Genomic DNA, 613 nt, shown 5'->3' on the forward strand with positions numbered 1-613 from the left:
GTGGCCACGGCTGCGCCCCGTCGCGGCGCTGGCGGTGGCTGCGGGCGCGCTGCCGGAGCCCGTGGACACCGGCGCGGAGGCGGTTCCGAGCTTGTTCAGGTCGGAGATGTTCTTCGACAGCTCGGCCATGCGCGCCGATGCGGCGCTGGCCTGCTTGTCCTTGGCCACCTGGTCTTCAGCAGCCTTCTGGCCTTGCACGGCGCCCTTGGACAGGGTGAGCTTGTCTGGCGCGGCCGTGGCGGGCTTGCGGTCCTCGACCTGGGTCTGGACCTTGCCGCTGGCCGAACGCTCGGCGGCGGCCACCTCGGCGGAGGGTGCGGCACCGGCCAGGCGGCGGCGGAATTCGTTGAAGTCGCGGCTTTGCGCGGCAATGATCTGGCGTGCCTCGCCGGGGGGAGTGGCCCGTGCCTGGGTTTCATCGGGCAGTTGCAGCACCGCGCCCGATTTCAGCCGGTTCACATTGCCACGGATGAAGGCGTCGGGGTTGGAACGCATCATCGCCACCAGCATCTGGTCGAGCGACACGCCAGCGGGGCGGTTGGCGGCGGCCAGGCGGCCCGCGGTATCGCCGGCCTGCACGGTGACCGAGCCGGCGGCACCCGCCGGGGGCAGG

1 protein-coding gene is annotated in these 613 nt (G+C 72.3%); it reads right to left on the bottom strand.

The features are described 5' to 3' along the window. The coding region (locus AC27IQ_RS26690) for a FimV/HubP family polar landmark protein (protein WP_487091494.1) at positions 1-613 on the bottom strand (613 nt) is incomplete at both ends.

Source organism: Acidovorax sp. KPB24-07 (assembly GCF_057543315.1).